The 20,466-nt window shown below is 33.4% G+C and carries 18 protein-coding genes and 1 other annotated feature; of the genes, 9 read left to right on the top strand and 9 right to left on the bottom strand.

The annotated features are described in order from the left end of the window. Window positions 1-27 precede the first annotated feature (27 nt). From FC45_RS02180 to FC45_RS02145, 9 genes are all read right to left on the bottom strand, one after another. A complete protein-coding gene (locus FC45_RS02180; protein ID WP_006585341.1) occupies window positions 28-963 on the bottom strand; it encodes a serine hydrolase domain-containing protein in 936 nt (311 codons plus the stop codon). Then, on the bottom strand, window positions 963-2,279 hold the full coding sequence (gene dltD / locus FC45_RS02175; RefSeq protein ID WP_057706346.1) for a D-alanyl-lipoteichoic acid biosynthesis protein DltD: 1,317 nt from the start codon (window positions 2,277-2,279) through the stop codon (window positions 963-965). The genes FC45_RS02180 and dltD overlap by 1 nt, the downstream gene beginning before the upstream one ends. Then, complete coding sequence (gene dltC / locus FC45_RS02170; RefSeq protein WP_006588159.1) at window positions 2,272-2,511, bottom strand: D-alanine--poly(phosphoribitol) ligase subunit DltC; 240 nt, start codon at window positions 2,509-2,511, stop codon at window positions 2,272-2,274. Before dltC ends, dltD begins: the two co-directional genes overlap by 8 nt. A gap of 29 nt (window positions 2,512-2,540) precedes the next feature. Continuing rightward, the gene (gene dltB / locus FC45_RS02165; RefSeq protein WP_006588782.1) at window positions 2,541-3,770 is read right to left on the bottom strand and encodes a D-alanyl-lipoteichoic acid biosynthesis protein DltB; all 1,230 of its coding nucleotides are present in this window, start codon (window positions 3,768-3,770) and stop codon (window positions 2,541-2,543) included. Continuing rightward, complete coding sequence (gene dltA / locus FC45_RS02160) at window positions 3,767-5,275, bottom strand: D-alanine--poly(phosphoribitol) ligase subunit DltA (protein ID WP_006585344.1); 1,509 nt, start codon at window positions 5,273-5,275, stop codon at window positions 3,767-3,769. The genes dltB and dltA overlap by 4 nt, the downstream gene beginning before the upstream one ends. Window positions 5,276-5,290: 15 nt before the next feature. Then, window positions 5,291-5,452 (bottom strand): teichoic acid D-Ala incorporation-associated protein DltX, encoded by a 162-nt coding sequence (locus FC45_RS07655; protein WP_006585345.1) that lies wholly within the window; start codon window positions 5,450-5,452, stop codon window positions 5,291-5,293. A 92-nt stretch (window positions 5,453-5,544) separates the two neighbouring features. Next, on the bottom strand, window positions 5,545-5,844 hold the full coding sequence (locus FC45_RS02155) for a hypothetical protein (RefSeq protein WP_006585346.1): 300 nt from the start codon (window positions 5,842-5,844) through the stop codon (window positions 5,545-5,547). 29 nt (window positions 5,845-5,873) lie between these two features. Beyond that, window positions 5,874-7,019, bottom strand: a complete 1,146-nt coding sequence (locus FC45_RS02150; RefSeq protein ID WP_006588160.1) for a YncE family protein — start codon at window positions 7,017-7,019, stop codon at window positions 5,874-5,876. Between the two features lie 98 nt (window positions 7,020-7,117). Beyond that, window positions 7,118-8,740: a malolactic enzyme gene (locus FC45_RS02145; protein WP_006588161.1), complete on the bottom strand. Its 1,623-nt coding sequence runs from the start codon at window positions 8,738-8,740 to the stop codon at window positions 7,118-7,120. Window positions 8,741-8,862: 122 nt separating this feature from the next. On the opposite strand from FC45_RS02145, the gene FC45_RS02140 reads away from it, so the two are divergent. The 9 genes from FC45_RS02140 (at window position 8,863) to FC45_RS02100 (ending at window position 20,389) form a co-directional block, all read left to right on the top strand. Further along, window positions 8,863-9,738, top strand: coding sequence for a LysR family transcriptional regulator (locus tag FC45_RS02140; RefSeq protein WP_034535668.1), 876 nt, complete (start codon window positions 8,863-8,865; stop codon window positions 9,736-9,738). 794 nt (window positions 9,739-10,532) lie between these two features. Then, the gene (gene cbpB, locus FC45_RS02135) at window positions 10,533-11,000 is read left to right on the top strand and encodes a cyclic-di-AMP-binding protein CbpB (RefSeq protein ID WP_006585349.1); all 468 of its coding nucleotides are present in this window, start codon (window positions 10,533-10,535) and stop codon (window positions 10,998-11,000) included. A 130-nt stretch (window positions 11,001-11,130) separates the two neighbouring features. Beyond that, window positions 11,131-12,987, top strand: coding sequence for a heavy metal translocating P-type ATPase (locus FC45_RS02130; RefSeq protein ID WP_057706344.1), 1,857 nt, complete (start codon window positions 11,131-11,133; stop codon window positions 12,985-12,987). Window positions 12,988-13,003: 16 nt separating this feature from the next. Next, window positions 13,004-13,051, top strand: a sequence feature (sodium ion sensor (DUF1646 type); this cis-regulatory element may regulate processes involved in with the transportation of sodium ions). A gap of 40 nt (window positions 13,052-13,091) precedes the next feature. After that, on the top strand, window positions 13,092-14,249 hold the full coding sequence (locus FC45_RS02125) for a cation:proton antiporter (protein ID WP_006585350.1): 1,158 nt from the start codon (window positions 13,092-13,094) through the stop codon (window positions 14,247-14,249). A gap of 72 nt (window positions 14,250-14,321) precedes the next feature. Further along, the gene (locus FC45_RS02120; RefSeq protein WP_006588166.1) at window positions 14,322-15,413 is read left to right on the top strand and encodes a YdcF family protein; all 1,092 of its coding nucleotides are present in this window, start codon (window positions 14,322-14,324) and stop codon (window positions 15,411-15,413) included. A 140-nt stretch (window positions 15,414-15,553) separates the two neighbouring features. Continuing rightward, window positions 15,554-16,492, top strand: a complete 939-nt coding sequence (locus tag FC45_RS02115) for a phosphate/phosphite/phosphonate ABC transporter substrate-binding protein (RefSeq protein ID WP_006588787.1) — start codon at window positions 15,554-15,556, stop codon at window positions 16,490-16,492. Between the two features lie 390 nt (window positions 16,493-16,882). After that, a complete protein-coding gene (locus tag FC45_RS02110; protein WP_006586022.1) occupies window positions 16,883-17,962 on the top strand; it encodes a BMP family lipoprotein in 1,080 nt (359 codons plus the stop codon). Window positions 17,963-18,014: 52 nt separating this feature from the next. Then, window positions 18,015-19,088: a BMP family lipoprotein gene (locus FC45_RS02105; RefSeq protein ID WP_006588168.1), complete on the top strand. Its 1,074-nt coding sequence runs from the start codon at window positions 18,015-18,017 to the stop codon at window positions 19,086-19,088. 239 nt (window positions 19,089-19,327) lie between these two features. After that, window positions 19,328-20,389, top strand: coding sequence for a BMP family lipoprotein (locus FC45_RS02100; RefSeq protein WP_162257465.1), 1,062 nt, complete (start codon window positions 19,328-19,330; stop codon window positions 20,387-20,389). Window positions 20,390-20,466: the final 77 nt, after the last annotated feature.

Genomic DNA, 20,466 nt, shown 5'->3' with positions numbered 1-20,466 from the left:
AAAAGGTCTAGGAAAAATCCTAGACCTTTATTTTTGTAGGGCAACCATCAATTGATCCATTACACTACGTAATTCATAAAAGTTACCTCTAACTTTATTTGTTTGTGCAATTATGACAGTTTTTGCATCTTTACTTGTCCTTAGAAAAGTGTAATACCCGTTATCTCCACCATTACTTCCAAAATAAGTATTATGAATATAAAAACCACCACTATAACTAATGTTAGCTGAATTATCCAAATTATATAAAGCTTTTATACTAGATTTTGATAAATAATTTCCAGCCAAAATATATTTAACACATTTGGATAAATCTTTATTATCCATTAATAATGAACCTGCTCCTAGTTCACCATGTATTTCATTTAAATCTAATTTTTGGGTAACAAATTTTCCATTCGAACTAAGTTGTTGCTGTCCCAAAACAAAATCAATCTTCTTTAAAGTCTTATTATTTGCCCAAGAAAAGGCTGTATGTCTCAATTTGAGTTTATTGATAAAACTTTTAGTAATTAATTTTTGATAAGACATATGATATACATCACTTAGAATATTACTCAAAAATACATAATTTAAAGTTGAATATGAAGCTTTACCTAACATTTTTTCATCAAATTTAGTATTTTTTATTGCATATTCTAGATTTTTTTTATCACTAATAAAAGGCTTAGTTCCCAATGCCTTATCTATCGTTAAACCAGATGTCATTTGTAATAAGTTTAAAATTGTCACTTGATTTGCACCTGGCACAGTTGGATAAAATTTGGCTAAGCTATCATTAAGACTTAGCTTTCCTTCTTGAACAGCTTTCATTATAGCTGCCCCAGTAATAAATTTTTGGACAGAGTTAATTAAATAACTAGTGTCAGTCTTATTAGCAGTTGCATAATTTAAATATGTTTTACCATTTTTAATGACTAAAACTGATCCTTCAAATCCAACATTATCAAGAGACTGGCGCACTATTTTTTTTTTGACCCTGTTGAAGGTACTACTGTCTTATTACTTAATTTAACAGTTTTTATACTTTCTACTTTAGTTCTATTTTGCCAATTCCTAGTAAAGAAATAGTTATCAATTCTATAATTTGTATTAGAATATGACTTCTGCATAAATGGCTTAACAGCTTTATCAACAGCAATCCAACCATTCCAACCTAGGTGAATAGTGTCTTGCATAAAGTATTTCTTTCCACCATCTTTAGATAAATCAGTTATATTACTAAACCCTTGGCTAGCAAGTTGGTACTTAATTTTCTTAACTGATTTTTGATACATCTTATTAGATAAGTGGGTGTACTTTGCCCATTTTGCGTTGATTGGAGGAATAATGAATAATACATCTGTATGTTCATGAGCAAATTGCTTAAGCATTAACTCAAAGTCAGAATATTCAACAGACTTAGTATAATCAAAATGTTTTTGACTTCCCTTTAACTTCTTCAATTCTTTTTCATTAAGACGTGTCTTGAAGAATGTATTATCAATCGCAAATTTATTATTAGTTGTGTGCAAGCTACCTTCTGCATCAGAAACCTTAGTCAAACCATTAATCGTATATTTATCTGGTAAAAGTTTTGCCTGAGCTTTAATCTTATTTACACGATCAGGTAATTGGAAAGTACTAAAGAATGTATCCTCATTAACTAACATTCTTCTCCGTGTTTGAAGTACTAGCTTTTGACTCTCTGATAGCGGTTGTCCTGACGCGACAGTCATCAAAGCATACTTAACTGTTTCACTAGACTTGCCACTTGGCATCTGCAAAAGACGGCGAGCAGCATATCTTGTAGCTATCGAATCTTTCGCATCTAATAAAAAGTTGATTGCTTGCAAATTAGAATAGTACAAGCTAAATGCATTTTTATCCTGCCCTTTTTTGGTAAACCATTGTGGTGAAATAATCACAACAGCCTTTTTATTTGTTAATTGCGATTTAATGCCTTGCATTCCATAAAAATGGGCTAAAGACTGACTTCCCTCGCCACCAAGTAAGAATGGAGTATAGTTTCTATTATATTTATACGCCAACACACTAGGGTGCAATGAATCCATTCGTGATAATTCACTGGAGCCAAAAAATGGAACATACTTACCTGCCAAGGCTTCTTGCTTCATTCTTTGCCCTTTGAAAATACGGTCAGATTGCGAAGTAGCTGCTTCAAAAATACTATTTGCACTATAAGTTCTATCCCAAGGGAAGAGCAATACTGCAATTAATAGTAATACCGCACAGATGACAGGGCCAAAGATTTGCCACAGTCTTCTTCTATTACTCATTTTCTAAACTTTCTACCTTTGCCACAATCTTGTTTGGAGTATCCCATTCTTCACGGTTAAATTCTGATACTGGAACTTGAATACCAGTTTCTTCTTGTAAGTTCAAAAGCATTTGAACTGTTGCTAATGAATCAAGCAAACCATTTTCAAAGATATTTTCATCCATTTGGTCACTTAAATCTTCACCAGTTAAATCTTCTAAAACGTTTAAAACAACTTCTTTTGTATCCATAATTAAATCTATCCCTTTCTAGTTACTTCCTAATGGTGCATTGGATGGAACCATAAGGTGTCTAAAAATCCTGAGAAAATCAAGAAACTAAAACAAATAACATTAAATGTAATAAAAATTGCTAATGCCTTAGTATATTTGTTACTTGGCAATTGCTTTTTATGCTTACGCTTAAATCTTAACCAATAATCATTGATAATAATAGCGCACGCATGGAAAATACCGTAAACAACGTAATACCAAGTTACCCCATGCCAAAAGCCCATAATTAAAAAGTTAATTAAATAGGCTACTTGTGAAAGGCGAATTCGATTTTTGAACAACTTTTTCTTCATAGCAAAGAAAGTAAAACGCATGAAGATAAAGTCTCTAAACCAAAATGATAAAGTCATGTGCCATCTATTCCAAAATTCCTTAATATTAGGCGAACTAAACGGCTTGTTAAAGTTCATAGGTGTTCTTATACCCATGAAACGTGAAATTGATACTGCAAATAATGAATAACCTGCAAAATCAAAGAATAAATACATACTATAGCAGTACATATATCCTACTAGAGCCCATGATAAGTGTAGACCACCATTAATTTTTCCATTAATGATAGCTGCTTGTGAAAGCTGAGGTAGCCAATAACTACCAAATAGCCATCCTAAAACAAACTTATACAAAAAGCCTTGGAAAAGATATTTAACAGCTACTGATAAATCATCTAAATACTTTTCTCGACTTGGAGCTTCATTATAATCCTTAACAAATCTTCGATAACGGTCAATTGGTCCAGATGAAATCACTGGGAAAAATAGTAAGAAGCGAGCATACATAATTGGATCCACTTCTTTTATTGTTCCATCACGTAATTCCATAATTACCTGAACTGTCTTAAACGTTAAATAAGAAATACCCAAAAAACCAATTGTAATCGGTTCGTTAGCTGGAATCACCGGTGCAACCTTAACCATAGTTAACGGAATTATGGCTAAAATAACAAATAAACTAAATATTTCTGTTTTTTTGCCACCATTTTTAACATACTTTTGGAAGCCAAAAGTTACTAAAAACTGATAAATGATATATCCTAACAAGGTTACACCTTGTTGCCACTTATCTCCTCCAAAAGTTAATACTAAGAAAACAATTGAAAAAATTGCTTCATAGACTTTAAAACGCCGGCCAAAATACAAACCAATAATTAATGGTAACAGTAAACCTATCAATAAAATAAAATATTGCGGATTACTGTATGGTTGTAAATTTATCAAGCGTTTACCTCCTTAATCACAGCCTTAATGTCAACTTTACCGTTTTGTGAGATTGGCATATCATCACGATAAACAAAACGTTGTGGAATCATGTATGGCATTATATTCTTAGCTAAATCTTCACGAATTAACTTAGTAATTTCAGCTTCTGAATATTTATCTTGAACGCCTTCATTTAATTCAATTTGAGCAATTAACTGTTTTACTTTATGTTCCTTATCATATTTAGGAGCTACAACACCGTAACGTACTAAATTGTTCTTACTTAGATAGAAATTAATTTCTTCAAGTTCAATTCGATAACCATTAAATTTAATTTGGAAATCAATTCTACCTCGATAAAAGAGCATGTCTCCATCAAAGAAACCAGCATCACCAGTACGATAACTGGCCTTCTTGTCATTATTAAAGAAAGCTGCTGCTGTTTTTTCTGGATTATGTAAATATCCCTTTGAAACACTTGGACCTGAAATTATTAATTCACCTTGACCCGGCTTTTCACCTTTACTTTCATCAATGGTAATTTCAGTATCTTCTTTTACTTTACCAATTGGTAAACGATCATACTTACTTAAGATTTCATCATTAATTTCAACTTGTGTTACAGCAACTGTCGCTTCAGTTGGCCCATAAGTGTTAAAAATCTTACTATTAGGAAATTTCTTTCGTAAAGTTTCAGCACATTTATGTGTCAACTCTTCACCACAGAATAAGAAGTGTGTTAAATCATCATGGTGATTACCATTAAAAGTAGGATCTAAAAAACACATTTGAGCAAATGATGGAGTTGAAACCCAAACATTAAATTTCATCTTAGGCAAGGTAGTAAATAATTGGCCTAAGTTTTCTGTAACATCATGTGGCAATATTACTAATTTTCCAGCACTTACTAAAGCAGGATATAAGCTCATTACTGATAAATCAAATGAATATGGTGCTTGCGCTAAAAAGCTAGGATTTTCAGGCAAATTATAATCAGCTAATTCCCAATTAACAAAACTCAATAGGTTTTTATGGCTAATTTGCACACCTTTAGGTTTACCTGTTGTACCTGAAGTGAAAATAATGTAATAGTTTTCCTCATCTTTAACAAACTTATCTTCATCAATTGAAAACTTCCCATTTTCAACTTCATCAGGCTTAAGAACTGCTAAATTCCCCAAATCAACATTTGGCAATTCATCAATTGCTATTACTAATGGTGATTGGGAAACTTCTTGAATCATAGTCAAACGTTCCGCATTAGAATAACTAGCAATTGGAATATAAGCATGTCCCGCCTTTACACATCCCAAAAAGCAAGCAATCATTTCAAAAGTTTGACCACCCCAAATCATAATTGGAGCATTTTCTTCTAGTTTTAAACTATCAATTTTATGAGCCCAATCATCGGAACGTTGCTTCAGCTCACCATAAGTATTTGTCTTACCCAAGTAGTCATAAGCAATTCTTTCAGGCTCATTGATTGCTATTTGATCAATTCTTTTAATAATATTAGTAATCACTGCTAAATCCTCTAACTAAAATTCATTATAAATAAAGTGCACTGAATCAATTCCGCTATATTCGTATAAATAAATCAATGCTAATAAAACTACAAAATAAAAAATAGTTTTCAACATAAAACTAGCTATAGCTTTACCTTTAGATGGCTTCTTTTCTGTTTCTTCTATTTTTTTCATCAGTTCACCCCTAACATTCTGTATGTTATATTACAACAATTTTACAAAGCATAGCAATATCTACAGCCTTCTTTACAAATATTTAGTATCTGTTACTTTTTAGGAAGTTTTTTCATTGCAAAGTAAAGTGGGATTGCTACAATAACCGATACAAAAAAGACTGAAAATATTACCCATCTTCGCATTCGACTCCTATTATAGCAAAGTTCGGTTATATCACTTAGCAAAAGAGACAAAGCAAAAGCAAAGATAATAGCCATCATCCCTAGTAAAAACAACTTAGGTTGATATCCTAATAAATATAATTCCCAGAAAATAGCTATTGGCCCAAAACATAACCAGCCAGCAAGTTTAGTTAAAAAGAGCACTTTTTTCTTAACAGTTTTATCCATTTTTTCTTACTTTCTATAATTATTAAATTCTAGTAACTAGAAAACAAAGCGTTAATATTTAATGATAATGTTCGGTCCATAATCATAATTTGTGAACGAGCATAATTTTTTGAACCCGATTCAAATATGCAAATTAGCTGACCATTTTCAACAGTAATTTGTTCTAAATATGGTGGTAATTCAATTACCCTCTCTGCATTCTTTTCATCAAGTGAATTTAATGCAGATACTGGAAAAATATAGAGCTTGGAGTTTTGACTACCATATGACTGACTTAAAAATATCTTATCTTGATAGAAAGCTATCCCCTGAATTTGCTTATCCATACTTGTTGAGCCTGTTGCTGTTGACCAAGCAGCAGAACCTGTACTTGCTTTAATCTCATCAGTAGTAATTGACCCTTTAAAATTGCCACTTCTAGCAATTGTATATCCCGAAACTGTTCCCTTTTCATACATATTGAAAAAGCCAACAAATAATTGATTATCAAAATAAGTAACTGTTGAAGCCCGCGATATTCCCGGTAAATTCATTTGATTGTTATACTTAATTGGCTTTTTACCTTTATTGCTTTTCAATTCCTCTAATGAAAAAGAAGCTAAAGCAGATTCTCCATTAAGTGAACTAGTTATCCAGATATTTTTAGCAACTGGATCATATGCAACTCCACCTAAATGTGGCTTACCTTTTATTTGTAATGTTTTGATATATTTACCTGTTTGTTTGTTTAGTACCCAGATAACTGAATTATGTTTATGCAAACCATCATAAGCTGTAATTAACATATATTTATCAGCAAAAGTTATCCCTTGTGGCGTCATATTAGTAGCTACATCTATTTTCTTTTTTGAAAAATTATAAGCTTTAGTAGAAACTAATCCTGGAATAGGTATATTTCTTCCTACATATGTTAAAGCGGGTGTATCAAATGAAAGAGTGTAAATCCATGGATATTGTTTGGATAACTTCTTTTCAAATTCTTTTTCCTTATACCAAGCCGCACTAATACTTGTGCCATCTTGAGCCTTTTTTAAAGTTGGCCTTTTAGCTAATAAAGTTTCATAAGTTTTATAATGTTCATATCTTTGATATAAATAATATGCTCCATAAAAAGTTGCCAATAGAAATAGACACAAAAAGCAAACTCGAAAAACTTTTTTGAGCCACTTCCCCACGAATATCACGTCCTCATCATGTATTAGTGTCTATTATACCTGAATATAAGAAAAAAGATTCCCGAATTAAGTTCGAGAATCTTTTTAGGCGTTTAATTCTAGTATTTAGCTTCCCACTTAATTGCCCTAATTGCAGCTTCAGCATCCTTAACACTGTCATCAGCTAGACCTTGCTTAATAGCAGTTTCGCAAACAGCTTTAGCGACTGTTTGAGTAAAGGTATGAATTTGTTTTACTGGTGGTAAAACAGCTGCGCCCGGCTTAGTAGTATCAACTAAACCACCGAGTGAATGAGCTGCAGCAGAAATCATTTCATCACTAACAAGTTTTGCCTTAGCAGCTAAGACACCCAAACCTACACCTGGGTAAATTAAAGCGTTGTTAGCTTGACCAATTTCGTAATTTACACCCTTGTATTCAGTTGCTTGAACTGGAATACCAGTAGCAATTAATGCGCGGCCATCAGTCCACTTAAGTAGGTCATTTGGCATAGCTTCAATCAACTTAGTTGGGTTTGAAATTGGGAAAATAATTGGTCTTTCAGTATTAGCAGCCATTGCTTTGATTGCACCTTCAGTAAAGGCACCTGGAGTAGTTGAAGTACCGATCATCACGCTTGGCTTAACTGCCTTAATGATAGCTTCAAGATCAGTTAATTCTTCACTGTTTTCAAATTCACTACGTTTTCTGACAAATGGCTTTTGTTCTGGAGTTAAACCTTCAGTATCTTCAAATAATAAGCCTTGCTTATCAACTAAGTAGAAGTGCTTTCTAGCTTCTTCATCACTTAAGCCTTGAAGTTTTAATTCCTTAAAGAGTAAGTTAGCAATTCCCATACCGGCAGTTCCGGCACCGAAAGTTAAGAACTTTTGATCAGTCAACTTTTGACCAGAAATTTCAAGTGCACCTAAAACACCAGCTAAGCAGACAATTCCTGTACCTTGAACGTCATCATTGAAGACAGGAATATCATTACGGTACTTATCTAAAATCTTGGTTGCATTGTCACGACCGAAGTCTTCAAAGTGAATGTATACTTCTGGGAAAAGCTTACGTGCGCTCTTAACGAACTTATCAACCATGTCATAGTACTTTTCACCAGTAACACGCTTATGCTTAAGACCTAAGTAAAGTGGATCGTTTAATAAAGTTTCGTTATTAGTACCAACATCAAGTGAAACAGGTAAAACTTGGCTTGGATCAATTCCTGCGGCAGCAGTATAAATCATTAACTTACCAACAGAAATGTTAACTCCGTTAGCACCCCAGTCACCGATACCTAAAATACCTTCTGCATCAGTAACAACGATTAAACGAATGTCACGACCATCAGCGGCATTCTTTAAACTTTCTTCAATTTCATCAGTATCATCGATTGAAAGGAATGCTGCTTCTTGTGGTAACATAAAGATTTCACTGTATTGTTCAATAGCAGGTGCAATTACTGGATCATAGACAATAGGAAGTAATTCTTCGATATGGTGACTCAATACGTAGTAAAATAAAGTACGGTTAGTATTAAATACTTCCATTAAAAACTTACGCTTTTGCATACCATCTGGTCTAATCTTATATTGGTCGTAGACTCTCTTGGCTTGTTGTTCAATAGTTTGAACATCACTAGGCAAGGTACCAATTAGGCCTAATTTTTTACGTTCTTCTTTAGTAAAAGCTGTTCCTTTGTTTTTAAATGGGTTGTGAATAATATCAATAGCTTTCATAAAACTCCACCTTTCTGACAATTTAGTCATATTTATCGCGTTTACAAGATGAGTTTATTATCCCCGATAATTTATTGTCAAAGACTATTCTTACCATAAATTTTATTTATATGAGGTACAAAATGAACTTACAAGACTTAAAATACTTTCATGAATTAGTAACGCAAAAAAGCTTTACTCGAACCGCTGAACGCTTTAACGTGAGTCAGCCAACTATCACTGCTGCAATTAAACGTCTAGAAGCACAATTTGGTAGCCATTTATTAATTCGGGACCAATCCCATAAAAAAATTATTATCACTAAAGCTGGTATGCAACTAGAACAACATGCTCAAGCCGTTATCAAAGAGATGGCAGTTGCCGAAACTGAACTAAAGCAGAATGCTGAAGAAGATATTTTATTTGGTTTACCACCTATTATAGGGGATCATTTCTTCCCACCTTTTGCAGGCAAACTATTAAAAGAAGATATTCTAAATCATTTAAATGTACTAGAATTCGGCTCAAATGAACTACTAAAAATGCTCTTAGCTGGTAAGATTAATCTAGCTTTGTTAGGCCTAGTTAACATTCATAGAAGTACCGATGTTAAACTAAACGTTTTAGCCAAATATCCTTTTAAAGTGATTGTTTCTAAAGATCACCCCTGGGCTAAGAAAAAAGGTGTTTACTTCAATGAATTAGCTGGCCATAATTTCATTAACTTAACAGAAGACTTCGTTCAAAATCGCGCTCTTCGCTATTTGCAAGAGCAAAATAAGGTTACATTAAAAACAATTTATCGCTCTCCTGATGTTGCAATTATTAAATCTTTAGTTGCCCAAAACCTAGGAATTTCAGTTTTAACTTCACTTGCAATTGATAATACTCGAGACTTAGTAGCTCTGCCTCTACTTGATGACAACACCCCTAACTTTAATGTCGTTATTGCAACTAGAAACAACTATCTTCTCAGCAAAAAAGAAGAACAATTATGGAACATTTTAGCCCTATCATAAAATAAAAATATTTTCTTTACATTTATTGATATATTTCATCAAAGTTTTTTCACAATTTGCTTCTATTATATGAACCATAGCAAACAGGAAATAATTCTTATTGCTATATTCCAACTTTTTCATTCTCCTCCAAAATATGAAAATCAACTTTAATCTATTCTATCCCCCAAAAAATAGATTACACATATTCCCCAAGGTATTGCTAATTAGCAATACCTTTTATTGTGAAGTAAACTATAAAATCATATTTTGGATATAAATAATTTACATTTTTTCAAATTTTAAATCACATTTTATTCACAAATATGCTCTAATATATAAACCATAGCAAGAGGAAGTAATCCTCCAAGCTATAACACCCCCAACTTTTTCATTCATTCTCCTCCAAAGTAATGAAAATCAACTTTAATCTATTTCCCTAAATAGATATTTCATATAATATATTCCTCAATGTCCCCGTCTATTAAGACGGGGTTTCTTTGTCTATCACGAACAAATGAGTTTAAAGATTATAAAGCTTTTCTTTAGCTTTTCTTAAATGTTTTGGCAAAATTTGTTCACAATTAATCTATATTATATAAACCATAGCAAGCAGGTAGACTTGCTATACTCCCACTTTTTATTTCATTCATTCTTACTCCTCCAAAGTAGATTGAAACCCTATAAGGTCCGCCTTCCCAGCGGACCTTTTTTATTGTCTTTAATATTTAATTTCAATACTTGGTACTATTAATTATAATGTTTTTCATCTATTATGTAAGAAAACGCTTTAAATTATTATAGAGGAGTTACTTATGTTCTCACCAACAATTCAACATTTAGTCGAGCAAAAATCTGGGGCTTTTTTAATTCCTGCTTCAAAAATAGCTTTTGTTCAGGAAGATGCACCTTTATATCATGCATTTTTAATTCTCACTAAAGTTAAATATGCAAAAATTCCTGTTTTAAACCATAAGCAACAAGTAGTAGGGCTACTTTCTTTATCTATGATTACTGAACAAATGTTAACCGAGTCAGATATTTCAATTGATCCATTATCTAATATGAAAGTTAGCGAAGTTATGCAAACAAAATTTACAACAATCAATTTTGTTAATACAACCATGGAAGCTCAGTTGCACTTGCTAATTGATAATCCCTTTATTCCAGTGGTGAATGATTCCGGAGTTTTTCAAGGACTTTTAACTAGAAGAGAATGGATAAAAGCCTTTAATTATATAAGCCATGAAATAGAGAAAAAATATGATATTACCAAAAAGTAGTCTATCTCGACTGCTTTTTATTTTATAATGATTATAATTTGAAATTTATAATCATTATAGTTTACATGTTAATGATTTGGTGTTACATTTTAAACAAGATATGATTGCAAGCAAAATTGGGGGTTTATTCATGAAACATCAATGGAAATTAATCGTTGCTCTAATTCTTGGAGTTGTAGGTGCAATTTTAGACTTTGCACTTCATATGCCTCATCTTACAGCCATTATTATTGATATTGCAGCATTATTAATGGCACTATCTATGCTTAGAGAAATGGTCATGGACTTAAAAGCTGGTCATTGGGGCGTTGATATATTAGCAATTATCGCCGTTATAAGTACGGTTGCTGTCAATGAATTTTGGGCTGCTTGGATGATTTTAGTCATGTTAACAGGTGGGGAATCCCTTGAAGATTATGCGACTAGTCAAGCTGATAAGGAATTGCGTAGTCTGCTTTCCAACAATCCACGCCTAGCTAGTAAATTAGTTGATGGAGTTGTTACTGAAGTTAAAGTTGATGATTTAAAAATTGGCGATCAAGTTTTAGTAAAGCCAGGTAGTCAAGTCCCTGTTGATGGTATAATCCTTACTGGTGATTCTAGTTTTGATGAATCATCTTTAACAGGTGAATCAGTTCCAGTTGAAAAAAATGTCGGTGACACTATAATGTCTGGTTCAATCAATGGCGATGCTGCTATAACAATGCAAGTTACTAAATTGGCTAAAGATTCCGAATACCAAACAATCGTCGCTTTAGTGCAGTCATCTGAAGCGGCCCCTGCTAAATTTGTTAAAATGGCGGACCGTTATGCTGTTCCTTTTACCATTATTTCTTTAATTATTGGTATTTCAGCTTGGATTAGTTCAGGCGATCCAACTCGCTTCGCTCAAGTAATGGTTGTCGCTTCACCTTGTCCTTTATTAATCGCTGCTCCTGTAGCATTAGTATCTGGCATGAGTTCTATGTCCAAAAACCACATCATAATAAAAAGTGGGACTGTTCTTGAAAAGCTTTCACGTGCTAAGACTTTTGCCTTTGATAAAACTGGAACTTTGACAAGAAATCAATTAGTTATCGACCGCATTGTTCCTGAAACAGGTATTGATAAAGATGAATTACAAATTTTAGCAGCAAGTGTTGAACAAGCTTCTAGTCATATCATTGCTACAAGTTTAGTTAAAGCTACACCAAAAGCAAAATTGCATTCTGTAACAGATTTAGAAGAAGTTACAGGCCAAGGTGTCCGTGGAAAAGTAGCGGGTAAAGTTGTCTGTGTAGGTAAGTTATCCTTTGTAGCTCCTGATAAAAAGTTAGAAAATATCAATTCAACTGCGATTTATATTTCTATAGATAATAAGTTTGCTGGATATATTACATTTGCAGACCAAATCAGACCTGAAACTCCTGACACAATTTCTTCTTTAAGAACCCAAGGTGCTCAACATATTATGATGTTGACGGGTGATAATTCTAAAGTTGCTCAAAAAGTAGCCGCAATTGCAGGCGTTGATGACGTCCGCTCTTCACTTTTACCAGCTGAAAAAATTGCTGCTGTAAAAGGTATTAAAGCTGAAAATAGACCTGTTGTTATGACTGGCGATGGGGTAAACGACGCACCTAGTCTAATGGCTGCAGATGGCGGTATTGCTATGGGAGCTAAAGGAGCAACCGCTGCTAGTGAGAGTGCCGACGCAGTAATTATGGTTAATGATTTATCAAAAGTTAGTGATGCTGTAGCGATTGCAAAACATACTATGAAAGTAGCTAACATTGATGTTTTAACTGCAATTAGTATTGTTATCTTAATTGAAATTGTCGCATTTACAGGTATTATTCCAGCAATGGCGGGGGCTATTTTACAAGAAGTTGTCGATTTAATTACTATTTGTCTGGCTCTTTTAGCAAAAACCACCCCTAAAATTATGCGTAATAAAAAGACCACTAATTTGCAAAAAAAGACAGAACTGCGTAAAATATTTAGCTAGTTAAATAGATTTTAGTGGTTGGAGTTTAAAAGCTTTCAAGATTTGCTTCTTTGGGTCAAGAAGCCCCTTGAAAGCTTTTTTCTTTACCATAGAAAGGTTAATATATGCATTTTATTGGTGAATTAATTTTAATCCTATTAATTACGACCTTGTTAGGCCAGCTGTTTACTCGGCTTAATTTACCAGCAGTCATCGGACAATTATTGTCAGGTATCTTATTAGGACCCGCAATTTTAGGATTAATTAAAACAAATAATACAATTACTTTGTTTTCTGAATTAGGTGTTATATTTTTAATGTTTTTAGCTGGATTAGAGAGTGACTTAGAGTTATTAAAAAAATATTTTAAACTTAGTTTTTCTGTTGCTTTTATTGGTGTTATCTTACCAGTTATCTTCATGACAATTGCCAGTCAATTATTTGGTATGAAATTTTTAGAAGCCTTGTTTATCGGAATAGTATTTGCAGCAACCAGTGTTTCTATTTCAGTTGAAGTATTGCATGATGCTAATCAACTCCATACTAAGGCTGGTACCGCTATTTTAGGAGCAGCTGTTGTTGATGATATTTTGGCAGTTGTCGTTTTAAGCTTATTTACTTCTTTCTCACATGAAGGTGGTAGTAACGGCTTAACCAGTAACTTAGCTTTAAATTTAGTAATTGAAGCAATTTATTTCGTAATTGTATGGATGATTTTTAAATTTATTGCTCCATATTTCATGAAATATGCTGAACAAATCGAAGTTAATTATTCCGTAGTCATTGCCTCACTAATCCTAGCTCTTGGATTAGCTTGGGTGGCCGATTTTACTGGTCTAAGCGCAGTAGTAGGAGCCTTTTTTGGTGGTTTAGCAATCAGACAAACTCCACAACATAAAGAAGTCAGTTCCGCAGTTAGTGCGATTGGATATTCTGTATTCATTCCTGTATTTTTTGCGGATATTGGACTTTCAATGACTTTTTCAAGTTTTACACAAGATTTAATCTTTATTATAGTAATGACTGTTTTAGCACTATTATCTAAGTTTTGGGCTGGAAAATATACCTGCGAATTATTCGGATTTAACAAAATTGATGCCAATATAGTAGGCGCAGGTATGATTTCACGCGGGGAAGTAGCATTAATTGTGGCTCAAATTGGTATTGCCCATAAACTTTTCCCTGAAGATATCTATTCTAGTTTAATCTTAGTAATAATCGTCACTACAATCTTGTCACCGTTCATTTTGAATCATTATCTAAAACAAAAAGCAACTGTTTAGTTGCTTTTTTCATACACTTTTATTCATTTTCTGCTATCTTAATCTTAATAAGATATATAGGAGGAAAAATATATGTCTATCGTAGATCATTTAGTAGACAAGCTTAATAATAACCCCGCCTTCGTTTTTACTTCCGTTATTTTAGTTATTATATCTACTCTTTTTCTTTATTTATGGATTAAAGAACCCCGGAGATTAATTACTGGCAATATTTTTGCATTAGTTGTCTTAATTTGGGGCTTTTGGTTAAGTATTTTAATTTTTAAACTAACTCCTCCAGTTATTCGCTATCTTTGGTCAGTAGCATTTGTAGTTGGTATTTTATTAATCTTATTACTATCATCATTTGCTTGGCTATTTTTACTATGGAACGCTTATTTTATCTGGAAATACGAAAGCCACACTCTGCCCAATATGTTAACCCTGCTTATGGGATTTGCCTTGATAGGATTATGGCTTTATCAAAAATTTACTCACTGGCTTCATCTTCCACCCTATTTAGCTCCTATCTTGGGTCTAGCTCCTACAATTGCAACCTATCTAATTATTGTAATGTTAAGTTTCATCATAAATGTTTTTCTTTATCAGTTTTATCCAAAAAAGTATTGTGAAAATTATTTAATCGTACTGGGCGCTGGGTTAATTAACGGGACAAAAGTTTCAACTCTGTTAGCAAATAGAATTAACGCAAGTATTAATTATGCTAAAAAAGTTAAAAAGAAAACCGGAAACTGGCCAAAAATAATAATGTCTGGTGGACAAGGTCCTGATGAAGAATTGTCAGAAGCTGCTGCAATGGCTGAATATGCAATTAAAGCAGGAATTCCCCGGGAAATAATAATTTTAGAAAACCAATCCACAACAACCTTAGAAAACATGACCTTTTCTAAAAAAATAATTGAAAAAGACACTAAAACTAAACCATACACATGCAAATTCTTTAGTAATAATTACCATATTTTTAGAGCTGCCATATTGGCAAAAAAAGCCAATTTAAGTGCTAATGGTGTTGGTGCTCCAACCCGCTTATATTACTTGCCTAATGCATTACTGCGTGAGTTTGCTGCTATCTTTGTTTTAAATAAAAAGAGACACATAATCGTTATTAGTTTATTAACTTTGATTAGTGTTATAAGTTTAGTAATCCAATTGATTTTTCACTAATGTTCGTATTTTAAAGGTATAAAGTCTATTATTTGAATAAAAAATAAAAATAGTTCGTTTTTCTTGTTGACGAACTATTTTTTTCTTGGTAAAACTAATACATAAGCTCAAAAAACATTTGAGTGAAGTTGGAGGTAAATATGAAGTTTAAGAAGATTGTTGTTGGGGCATTGGCTCTTCTTACAGCTACTGTAGCTACTGCTTGTTCAAGTAATAATAGTTCAAAAACTAGCTCAAGTACTGGTTATACACCTAAGAAAGTACTTAATGTTCAATTTGTACCTAGCTCACAAGCTAGCACTTTAGAAGCTAAGGCTAAGCCACTTGAAAGTTTGCTCAAGAAGGAATTAGGTATCCCTGTTAAAGTTACCGTTTCTACCAGTAATAACGCCTTAGTAGAAGCTATGAGTTCACATCAAGTTGATGTTGGTTTCTTACCACCTGATGCATATGTACTTGCACATAAGCGTAAGATTGCTGATGTTTTATTACAAGCTGAACGTTATGGCTATGATGAACCATCTGGTAAGATGAACAAAACTTTGATGGATAAATATCGCGCTATGGTTGTTGTAAAGAAGGGGTCTAAGATTAAATCTTGGAAAGACCTTAAAGGTAAGAAGATTGCTGTACAAGAATCTTCTTCAACTTCTGGCTATGTATACCCAGTTGCTGAACTTTATAAAAAAGGGTTAAACGTAGTTAAAGACTCAACTTTGACACAAGTTCAAGGTCATGACCAATCCGTTTTAGCAGTATATAACGGTGACGTTGATGCCGCATTTGTTTTTGCTGACGCAAGAAACATCGCTGCCAAAGATACTCCTCAAGTCATGAAAGATGTAGTTCCTATCTACTTTACCAAGTGGATTCCGAACGATACCATTTCAGTTCGTTCTGATATGTCACAAGCTTACCGTACAAAACTTAAAAAGGCTTTCAAGAACTTAATGAAGACTGAAAAAGGTAAGAAGATTATGTCAAGTATTTACTCACACATGGGTTACAAAGACTCAAAAGATTCTAACTTTGACGTAATTCGTGACTACGAAAAAACTATTGAAAAAGTTACTAAGTAGTAATTAAAAATCCGATTCGTATACATAATTTGTCTCTAAAGCTATCGAGAAATCGATAGCTTTTTTGTTATTCCTAAATTCACTTATCGAAGCTTGAGCCTTTGAAATATCGCTACAGTAAATACATTTTATAGTATCTCTCTTAAGATTATTTACCCAGATATTGTGCTTTTCCACTTTTCAACATTTTTATCCACAAGATATTGTGTTATTTTTTGAAAAAATCTATATATCGTGCCTAATCCTTACAGACTCAAAGCTTAGCAAGATTTATCACATTTTATAAACGCTGATATATCAAGGCTTTAGTGGATTTAGCTTGCTTTGACAGCTAATCAAAAGACTGTTAATGTTGATTGACGTTAAGAAAATTATTTGGGGAGAATGTAGATGCAATTGAAAATTAAAAAAGTTTTATCAATAAGTATCCTTCTATCAGCAGTTGGCTTGAGTATGGCAGCTTGTTCAAACAAATCTTCAAGCAGCAACGCTAAAAATGCTGATCACAGTATTGCTTTAGTCACTAACAACACTGGGGTTGATGATCATTCATTTAACCAATCAGCTTGGGAAGGTCTTAAACGTTATGGTAAAGCTCACGACCTACTTAAAGGAAATGGCGGTTACAACTACTTTGAATCTAGTTCAGCTAGTGACCACATTCCAAACATCGAACAAGCTATTAACGCTAAATATAAAACTATTGTTGGGGTTGGCTATGAATTAGGTGACGCTATTAATACCGAATCCAAAAAGCATCCTAAAAATAACTTCATCATGATTGATAATGTTATCAATCGTAAAAATGTTGCTTCTGCCACATTTAAATCTAATGATGCATCATACTTAGCAGGATATGCAGCTGCATACACCACTAAAACAAATGTTGTTGGTTTTGTTGGTGGTGCACACGGGGTAATCCTTAACTTATTTGATGCTGGTTTTGCAAAAGGTGTTGCCGATGCAGCAAAAGAACAAAATAAAAAAATCAAAATTATCAATGCTTATGTTGGAGACTTTTCAAGTGTAGATAAAGCTAAGGCTATCGCTAAAGCTATGTACGCTAATAAAGCAGATGTTATTTATCAAGTAGCGGCTACTGCCGGTGAAGGTGTTTTCCAAGAAGCTAAAGACATCAATACTAAAAAAGCAGCCAATGATAAAGTATGGGTTATCGGTGTTGACTCAGATCAATCAAGTCTTGGTGTATATAAAGATAAAGATGGTAAAAAATCTAACTTCACTCTTACAAGTACAATTAAAGGTATTGGTAAGGCTGTAGAAGACATCGCCAACAAGGCTTATGACGGCGAATTTCCTGGCGGTAAGCACTTTGTTTATGGCTTAAAAGGTAACGGTACTTATGTAGTAAAAGGCAATATGAGTGATTCTGCATGGGCTGCTGTTAACAAAGCTAAACAAAATGTTATTGATGGTAAGGTTAAAGTTCCTACTACACCTTCTAACTAAGTAAACAAATTTAATAAACGAACAATATATAAATAAGGAGATTGGATTTTTAATGAATTTGAAAAAAGTTGTTATTTTTGGTGTTGCTACTCTTTCAGCATTTGCAATGACTGCATGCTCAAACAAAACTGCTACTAATTCTAATGGTAAAAAGAATAAAGGGACTGTTGCATTAATCACTGATGGTAATGGGGTTAATGACCACTCATTTAATGAATCTGCATGGAATGGTTTCCTTGCTTATGGTAAAGAACATAACTTGACTAAGGGTTCAAATGGCTACCAATACTTCCAAACTAGCGGTGCAGCTGAATTTGTTCCTAACTTAGAACAAGCTGCTAAAAACTACGATACAATTTACGGTATTGGCTACCAATTAAAAGATGCAGTTTCTACTGTAGCTAAAAAATATCCTAAAAAGAATTTTGCCATTGTCGATGACGTAATCAAGGGTCAAAAGAACGTTGTTTCTGCAAACTTCTTATCAAATCAAGCCGCATATTTAGCTGGGGTAACTGCCGCATACGAAACTAAAACTAACGTAGTTGGCTTCATTGGTGGTGCACATGGTGATATTGTTGACTTGTTTGATGCTGGTTTTACTAAAGGTGTTAATGACACTGCTAAAAAATTGGGCAAAAAGATTACCATTTTGAACCAATACATTGGTAACTTTAATTCTAGTGATAAAGCTAAATCTATTGCTCAAACCATGTATGCTAAAAAAGCAGATATTGTGATGCACGCTGCTGGTGGTGCAGGCGATGGATTATTTGAAGAAGCTAAAGCTATTAACCAAACTAAAAAAGCTAGTGATAAAGTTTGGGTTATCGGTGTTGACACTGACCAATCTAACTTAGGTAACTACAAGTCAAAAGATGGTAAAAAGTCTAACTTTGTTTTAACTTCTGTTATTACTGGTGTTAATGTTGCCGTTAAAGATATTGCTGACCGTGCATATGAAGGTAAATTCCCTGGTGGTAAGAACTTAGTATATGGTTTGGATACTAACGGTGTTTCAATCACTAAGGGTCAAATTTCAAGCAAGGCTTGGAAAGCTTCAAGAACCGCTAGAACCGCTATTATCAATGGTAAGATTTCAGTTCCTAAGCACCCAAGCAAATAGTTTTATTCCTTACTTTTTAACTTATCTATCTTTCTATACATACTACTTAATAAGAAGGGCTTTTTAGCCCTTTTTATTTTTATATAATTCGGATTATATAAAAAAGATGAATCGTTCCAAATTTAATTGTTCTACGCTCTTGACATATATCAAACAAAGTTGTTATATTATCTCTATATTGTTCGTATATTTGTTTATGGAGGATGTTAACATTGATTAACGCTAAGTTAAAAAAAGTTATGGGAACTGGTTTAGTAATTGCTACAACCGGGTTAGTTTTAACAGCATGTCAAGGCAAAGGGGCAAAGACCTCATCTAGTTCTAAGGCAAATCATTCTATTGCACTAATCACTGACTCCAATGGGGTTGATGATCACTCATTCAACCAAGCTGCATGGAGCGGATTCCAAGCTTATGGTAAAGAACATGGTTTATCTCAAGGCAAAGGTGGATACCAATACTTCCAATCAAGTAGTGCCTCAGATTATGAACCTAACTTTACCCAAGCTGTTAATGCTGGTTACCAAACAATTTACGGTGTTGGTTACATGCTTTCTGATTCTGTTAAAACTGCTGCCGCCAAGTATCCTAAGAAAAACTTTGTAATTATTGATGATGTAATTACTGGTAAGAAGAACGTAGCTAGTGCAACATTCAAATCTAATGATTCTTCATACCTTGCTGGTGTAGCTGCTGCCTACACTACTAAAACCAACACAGTAGGCTTTATTGGTGGTGCTAAGTCTTCTGTAATTGACTTATTTGAAGCCGGTTACATTCAAGGTGTAAAGGATACTGCTAAGAAATTGAGTAAAAATATTACTATTTTGGATCAATATATTGGTGACTTCACTTCAACTGATAAAGCAAAATCCATAGCACAATCAATGTACGCTAAAAAAGCAGATATCGTATATCAAGCTGCCGGTAGTGCTGGCAACGGTGTTTTCCAAGAAGCCAAAGATTTAAACTCAGAAAAAGCAGTTAATGATAAAGTTTGGGTTATCGGTGTGGATATTGACCAAACCTCTCAAGGAAAATACACTGCTAAAGGTGGTCAAAAATCAAACTTTACTTTAACTTCTGTTCTCAAAGGTTTGAATTTTGCTGTTAAAGATATTGCTAATAAAGCATATGATGGTAAATTCCCTGGTGGAAAGCACTTAGTTTACGGACTACAACATGATGGTGTATCACTTACCAAGGGTAATTTAAATTCAAAAACTTGGAAAGCCGTGCAGCAAGCGCGTCAAGACATTATTAATGGAAAGATTAAGGTTGCAACTTCTCCAAGTAAGTAGCACAATATATAGTGTGTCATTTCTAAAACACTTCGTGATGATACGAGGTGTTTTTTTATAAATATCATATAGGGAAG

Source organism: Lactobacillus jensenii DSM 20557 (genome assembly GCF_001436455.1).
GTDB classification, from domain to species: Bacteria; Bacillota; Bacilli; order Lactobacillales; family Lactobacillaceae; genus Lactobacillus; species Lactobacillus jensenii.
The sequence above is the reverse complement of the archived record's forward strand: the minus strand, read 5'-3'. Positions and strand labels throughout refer to the sequence as shown.

Coding starts and splice junctions, on each gene's coding strand:
- FC45_RS02105 (WP_006588168.1), top strand. CDS start 18,015: ATGAATTTGAAAAAAGTTGTTATTTTTGGTGTTGCTACTCTTTCAGCA.
- dltD (WP_057706346.1), bottom strand. CDS start 2,279: ATGAGTAATAGAAGAAGACTGTGGCAAATCTTTGGCCCTGTCATCTGT.
- FC45_RS02120 (WP_006588166.1), top strand. CDS start 14,322: ATGTCTATCGTAGATCATTTAGTAGACAAGCTTAATAATAACCCCGCC.
- FC45_RS02140 (WP_034535668.1), top strand. CDS start 8,863: ATGAACTTACAAGACTTAAAATACTTTCATGAATTAGTAACGCAAAAA.
- FC45_RS02110 (WP_006586022.1), top strand. CDS start 16,883: ATGCAATTGAAAATTAAAAAAGTTTTATCAATAAGTATCCTTCTATCA.
- FC45_RS02115 (WP_006588787.1), top strand. CDS start 15,554: ATGAAGTTTAAGAAGATTGTTGTTGGGGCATTGGCTCTTCTTACAGCT.
- FC45_RS07655 (WP_006585345.1), bottom strand. CDS start 5,452: ATGAAAAAAATAGAAGAAACAGAAAAGAAGCCATCTAAAGGTAAAGCT.
- dltC (WP_006588159.1), bottom strand. CDS start 2,511: ATGGATACAAAAGAAGTTGTTTTAAACGTTTTAGAAGATTTAACTGGT.
- FC45_RS02130 (WP_057706344.1), top strand. CDS start 11,131: ATGAAACATCAATGGAAATTAATCGTTGCTCTAATTCTTGGAGTTGTA.
- FC45_RS02125 (WP_006585350.1), top strand. CDS start 13,092: ATGCATTTTATTGGTGAATTAATTTTAATCCTATTAATTACGACCTTG.
- FC45_RS02145 (WP_006588161.1), bottom strand. CDS start 8,740: ATGAAAGCTATTGATATTATTCACAACCCATTTAAAAACAAAGGAACA.
- FC45_RS02155 (WP_006585346.1), bottom strand. CDS start 5,844: ATGGATAAAACTGTTAAGAAAAAAGTGCTCTTTTTAACTAAACTTGCT.
- FC45_RS02100 (WP_162257465.1), top strand. CDS start 19,328: ATGGGAACTGGTTTAGTAATTGCTACAACCGGGTTAGTTTTAACAGCA.
- cbpB (WP_006585349.1), top strand. CDS start 10,533: ATGTTCTCACCAACAATTCAACATTTAGTCGAGCAAAAATCTGGGGCT.